Below are 6,009 nucleotides of genomic sequence, written 5' to 3'. Positions count from 1 at the left end.
CGTGACGCTCCCGGCGTCGCCGGACGCGCCGTGGCCGGACCTCGCCGCGAGCGGGGCCTATCCCCTCACGGGCGTGGTGTGGGCGGCGGTGATGCGTCAGCAGAACTACCGGGGCCGCACGCCCGGGGAGGCGTCCGCGCTGCTGGAGTTCGTGGAGACGCTGCGCTCGCGCGGCGCGGGCGAATGTGCGCGAGATCCCGGAGGCCCTGCGCGCGCCGCCCGCGCTGTTCTACGGCGGTCGGCCCCTCGGGGGCCGTTAGTCCACGGTCAGCACGAGCTTGCCGAAGACGTCGCGGCGGGCCATGTCCTCGTGGGCGAGCGCGGCCTCCGCGAGGGGCCGGACCCCGGAGACGACGGGGCGGACGCGGCCCTCCTCCACGAGCCGCGCGATGCGGAAGAGGTCGCCCTTGCGGCCCATGGTGGAGCCGAGCACGCTGAGCTGACGGTAGAAGACCTGCGCGAGGGGCGTGACGGCCTCGTAGCCGCTCGTGGCGCCGCAGGTGACGAGCGTGCCGCCCCACTTCAGGGCGCGCAGGGTGCCCTGCCAGAAGTCCGCCCCGGTGTGGTCGAGGGCGACGTCCACGCCCTCGCCGCCCGTGAGTTCCCTGACGCGGGCGGTGTGGTCCTCGCGGCGGTAGTTGATGGTCTCGTGCGCGCCGAGCTCACGGGCGAGGTCGAGTTTGGCGTCGTCCCCGGCGGCGGCGATGACGCGCGCCCCGGCGAGCCGGGCGAACTGGATGGCCCAGGTGCTCACGCCGCTCGCGGCGGCCATGACGAGGACGGTGTGCCAGGGTTTGACCTCGGCGCGGTCGAAGACCATCTGCCACGCGGTGAGGCTCGACAGGGGCACGGCGGCGGCCTGCACGAAGTCGAGGCCGCGAGGGACGGGGACGACGTTGGCGCGCGGCACGACGAGGAAGTCGGCGTAGCCGCCCATGCGGTGCTCGCCGATGATGCCGTAGCGGCGGCAGAGGTTGTCGTGGCCGGTGAGGCAGCGTTCGCAGTGTCCGCAGGAGACGCCGGGGTTGACCATGACCCTCGCGCCGGGCGCGAGGTCGGTGACGCCGGGGCCGGTCTCGTCGATCTCCCCGGCGACGTCGCTGCCGAGGACGTGCGGGAGGGGCAGCTTCGGGCTGGCCGCTCCGGAGCGGACCCACAGGTCGAGGTGGTTGAGGGCGACGGCGCGGACGCGCACGCGGACCTCGCCGGGTCCGGCGTGAGGGGCGGGGACGTCCTGGAGGGCGAGGACGTCGGGGCCGCCGCGCTGGCGCATGACGACGGCGCGCATGGTGTCGGTCATGCGGGTCATGATACGGCCTGAAACGGTCGTTCGTTCGCTTCGTCACGGGCAGCCACGCGATGGCGTCCTACACTGGGGTCACGCCCCCGGGGAAGATGAGCGCGTCGTGTGGTCCGAGACGGGCGTTTGTTATACTGCGTACAGAACTAGACCCGGTTCAACAAATTGCCCCCCGAAGGAGCCGACCGATGCAACCCTGGCTAGCGCACTACGAGAGCGGCGTGCCCCACGACATCGAACCCCCCCGCGAGCCGCTCCAGAGCCTGCTCGAACGCTCCGCCGAGCGTTATCCCGACCGCACCGCCCTGGAGTTCGTCGGGACGCGCGTCAGCTACCGGGAACTCCTGCGCGACGCCCGCAAGTTCGCGCACGCCCTCCAGCAGCTCGGCGTCCGCCAGGGCGACCGCGTCTCCGTCATGCTCCCCAACAGCCCGCAGTACGTCATAGCCTTCTACGGCACGATGCTCGCGGGCGCCGTCGTCGCCAACACCTCCCCCCTCTCCACGCCGCGAGAACTGGAGCACCAGCTGCGCGACAGCGGCGCCGAGACGCTCGTCATGCTCGACGGCTTCTACCCCCGCTACGAGGAGATCCGGGAGCGCGTGAACGTCAGGCGCGTCATCGTCACCGGCATCCAGGACGCGCTCCCGTTCCCCAAGAACGTCCTCTATCCCCTCAAGGCCCGCCGCGAGGGCACCTGGGTGAAGGTGAGGTGCGGCGGCAGCGTCCACGACTGGCGCGCCCTCATGCGCGCCCACGCGCCCGCGCCCCTGCCCGTGCGCGTCCACGTGGACGACCTCGCGCTGCTCCAGTACACCGGCGGCACGACCGGCGTGCCCAAGGGCGCCATGCTCTCGCACGCCAACCTCGTCGCCAACGCCCGCCAGTGCCGCGCCTGGATGACCGGCGTCCGCGAGGGCGAGGACACCGTCCTCGCCGCCATCCCCTTCTTCCACGTGTACGGCATGACCGTCGCGATGAACTTCGGCGTGCTCACCGCCGCCACCATCGTGCTGCTGCCCAACCCGCGCGACATCCGCATGCTGCTCCAGGCGATCGACCGGCACCGCCCCACCACCTTCCCCGGCGTGCCGACGCTCTACAACGCCATCAACAACCACCCCGACACGCCGAAGTACGACCTCACGTCCATCAGGGCCTGCATCAGCGGCAGCGCGCCCCTGCCCGAGGAGACGGCCCGCAGGTTCCGCGAGATCACCGGCGGCGCCAACCTCGTCGAGGGCTACGGCCTCACCGAGACGAGCCCCGTCACGCACACCAACCCGCTGTTCGGCGAGCAGCGCCCCGGCATCGGCCTGCCCCTGCCCGGCGTCCACGCCATGGTCGTCGGTGAGGACGGCGGCGAGGTCGCGCCCGGCGAGGTGGGCGAGCTGTGGGTGTCCGGCCCGAACGTCATGCAGGGCTACTGGCAGCGTCCAGACGAGAGCGGGAAGTGCCTGCGCGAGGCCCACGGGCGCCGCTGGCTCACCACCGGAGACATGGCCGTTCAGGACACGGACGGCTACTTCCGCATCGTGGACCGCAAGAAGGACCTCATCATCGCCGGGGGCTACAACGTCTACCCGCGCGAGGTCGAGGAGGTCCTCTACCAGCACCCCGCCGTGCTCGAAGCCGCCGTCGTCGGCATCAAGGACGCCTACCGCGGCGAGAGCGTCAAGGCCTTCGTGGTGTACAAGCCCGGCGCCGAGAAGCCCACGGAGGACGCCCTGCGCGCCTTCTGCCGCGAGCGCCTCTCGCCGTACAAGGTGCCCCGGAGCATCGAGGAGCGCGCCGAACTGCCCAAGAGCGCCGTCGGCAAGATCCTGCGCCGCGCCCTGCAGGAGGAGGCGCCGCAACCCGTCGCGTCGCAGGGCTGACCTCCGCCGCCCTCACGGAGGTCCCTCCCGTCCCACGGGAGGGACCCCTCCTATTTCGTACAATGACGGAGACTATGCCCTATACCATTCTGGTCGCCGATGACGAGCCCGCCATCCGCACCATGCTCGAGGTGATCCTCTCGGCCGACGGGCACGAGATCGTCACCGTGCCCGACGGACGCGCCGTCCTGGAGTACCTCAAGACCAACACCCCCGACGCGATGCTCCTCGACGTGAAGATGCCCTACCTCGACGGGTACGAGATCTGCAGCCGCGTCAAGCGCATCGCCCGCCTGTCGCGCACCGCCGTGCTGCTCCTCACCGGCTTCGACGACGAGCAGACCCGCGATCAGGCCAAGCTCGTCGGCGCCGACGACGTCGTGTACAAGCCCCTGAGCGGCAAGAACCTGCGCGGACGCATCTCGCAGGTGATCCAGGGCAAGCAGACCGCATGAGCGTCCGCACCCCCCCGGCCCGCGTGGGAGGCCCGGCGTGAACGTCGTCTGGCGCGTCCTCGTCCTCCTCGTCGCGCTCGCCGTCGCCGTGGCCGTCGGCGTGGCAGGCGTCGTCGCCACCTACGCCGTGAAGTGGACGTCGAACGTCCCCGACTACCGTCAGCTCGACTCCCTCACGCTGGGCTCCACCACCCGCGTGTTCGCCCGCGACCTCACCCAGCTCGGCACGCTCGTGCCCAGCGTCGGCGGCACCCGCGTCAACCGCACCATCGTCAAGCTCGACGACGTCAGCCCCTACATGCTCGCCGCGATCGTCACGAACGAGGACCGCCGCTTCTTCGAGCACTACGGCGTGGACCCGGTCGGCGTGACGCGCGGCCTCCTCAAGACGCTGCGCAACGAACGCGTCGAGGGCGGCTCCACCCTCACGAACCAGCTCGTGAAGCTCACCCTGCTCGGCGACCTCGAAGGGGCCCGCACGCCCGAACGCAAGGTCAAGGAGTGGCTGCTGAGCGTGCAGCTCGAACGCGCCTTCACCAAGGAGGAGATCCTCCAGAACTACCTCAACGTCATCTACTGGGGCGACGGCGGCCCCGTGGAGCTCTACGGTCTGCACGCCGCCGCGCGGGCCTACCTCGGCAAGGCCCCGCGCGACCTCACCCTCGCGGAGAGCGTGTACCTCACGACGCTCGTTCCCGCTCCGGGCCTGCGCTACAAGCGCTACGCCGAGTACCGCCCCGTCATGAAGAGCCTCCTGAACCGCATGGTGGAGGACGGCTGGGTCACGCGGGCCCAGGCGGACGCCGCGTGGCGCGAGAAGCTCCAGCCGCGCGGCTGGCGCGTGAAGTACGACGACCGGGGCGACGTGGTCAGCGCGAAGCTCGTGGACGTCACCGAGACGTACCTGCGCGCCGTCACCAACAGCCGAGCGCCGCACTTCATGCAGCAGGTCGAGCGCGAACTCATCGCCCGCTTCGGACGAGAGCGCGTCTACAACAGCGGCGGCCTCAACGTGTACACCACCCTCGACCCGCAGGCGCAGTCCTCCGCCGAGAAGGCCTCCCGCGAGGCGAAGGTCCCGCCCGGCGCGACCCTCGGCGCGGTCCTCGTGGACCCCTACACCGGCGACGTCCTCGCCATGATCGGGCAGAAGATCGAGCCCGGACGGCCCCTGCCCGACTGGAACAACGCCGCGCAGGGCCAGCGGCAGGTGGGCTCCTCCATCAAGCCGCTGCTCTACACCACCGCGCTCTCCACCGGCCTGAGCGAGCTCCACACCGAACGTGACGAGCCCACCTCCTTCCCCTGCTCGTCCTGCGAGGGCGGCGCGTACAAGCCGCAGAACTTCGGCGGGAAGTACTACTACCGCGACATGACGCTGCGCGAGGCGCTCGACCGCTCGCTCAACATCCCCACCCTCAAGCTCGCCGACCGCATCGGGCTGCCCACCTTCCGGGGCAAGCTGCGCGACCTCGACCTCGAACCGCCCAAGGACTCCGGGCTGTCGCTCGCGATCGGCACGCTGGAGGCCACGCCCCTCAAGATGGCCGCCGCGTACGCGCCCTTCGTGAACGGCGGGACGTACTACCCGCCGCGCTACATCACCCGCGTCACCACCGCCGCCGGGAAGGTCCTGTACGACGCCTCGCAGGAACGCCCGCAGAAGCGGCGCGTGTGGAGCCCGCAGGTCGCGTACCTCGGCCTCGACATGATCATGGGCGTCGTGAACGACCTCGAGGCGAACCAGGGCGGACTCGCCACGCGCGCCCGCATCCCGGGCTGGCAGGTCGGCGGCAAGACCGGCACCACCAACAGCGTGAAGGACCTCTGGTTCGTCGGCGTGACGCCCATGTACGTCGGCGCCGTCTGGGTCGGCAAGCAGCAGAGCGGAAGCATGGGCGAGACGGACTTCTCCGGCGTCGTCAACCCGCCCATCTGGAACACCATGATGTCGGGCGCGCTCGCGGGCAAACCGCCCCGGCAGTTCGCCGTGCCCGAGGGCATCATGCAGGACGTCGGCCCCTTCGGGAAGGAGGTCGCGGTGCTCGACCCCACGTACCGCGCCGCCGCCGACACCGAGGTGGAACGCGAGGACACCGAGACGCCCCGCCCCCGCGAGACGCGCGGACCCAGCGAGGACCCCGACACGGTCGAGGTGACCCTCGACCGCCGAAACGGCCGCCTGGCCACGGAGTTCACCCCGCCCGACGCGATCGTCACGCGCCGCGTCCGCTTGGAGGACCTGCCCGGCTACGCGCCCCCCGCGAACCCCGAGCCCCTCCCGGAGGAACTGCCCGAGACGCCCGCCGGCGGCGCCGACACGAACGACAAGAAGGCCTCGGCCCGCGGCGCGCAGGACGGCATCCCGCAGGCCCCG

At 71.2% G+C, this 6,009-nt stretch carries 4 protein-coding genes; 3 read left to right on the top strand and 1 reads right to left on the bottom strand.

Going from position 1 to position 6,009, the window contains the following annotated elements; translation table 11 throughout:
* Positions 1-256: 256 nt before the first annotated feature.
* Complete coding sequence (locus tag DEIPI_RS0117020; protein ID WP_211238311.1) at positions 257-1,300, bottom strand: zinc-binding dehydrogenase; 1,044 nt, start codon at positions 1,298-1,300, stop codon at positions 257-259.
* A 188-nt stretch (positions 1,301-1,488) separates the two neighbouring features.
* Here DEIPI_RS0117020 and DEIPI_RS0117015 point away from each other — a divergent pair, with 188 nt between their 5' ends.
* The 3 genes from DEIPI_RS0117015 to DEIPI_RS32115 form a co-directional block, all read left to right on the top strand.
* Positions 1,489-3,177: a long-chain-fatty-acid--CoA ligase gene (locus DEIPI_RS0117015; RefSeq protein ID WP_045234580.1), complete on the top strand. Its 1,689-nt coding sequence runs from the start codon at positions 1,489-1,491 to the stop codon at positions 3,175-3,177.
* 74 nt (positions 3,178-3,251) lie between these two features.
* On the top strand, positions 3,252-3,632 hold the full coding sequence (locus DEIPI_RS0117010; RefSeq protein WP_027482548.1) for a response regulator: 381 nt from the start codon (positions 3,252-3,254) through the stop codon (positions 3,630-3,632).
* 37 nt (positions 3,633-3,669) lie between these two features.
* Positions 3,670-6,009: transglycosylase domain-containing protein (locus DEIPI_RS32115; protein WP_084474472.1), on the top strand; the 2,340-nt coding region annotated here is incomplete at its 3' end.

The sequence above is a fragment of the Deinococcus pimensis DSM 21231 genome, from assembly GCF_000519345.1.
In the GTDB taxonomy this organism is placed as follows: Bacteria; Deinococcota; Deinococci; order Deinococcales; family Deinococcaceae; genus Deinococcus_A; species Deinococcus_A pimensis.
This window is presented reverse-complemented; position numbering and strand designations above follow the sequence as displayed.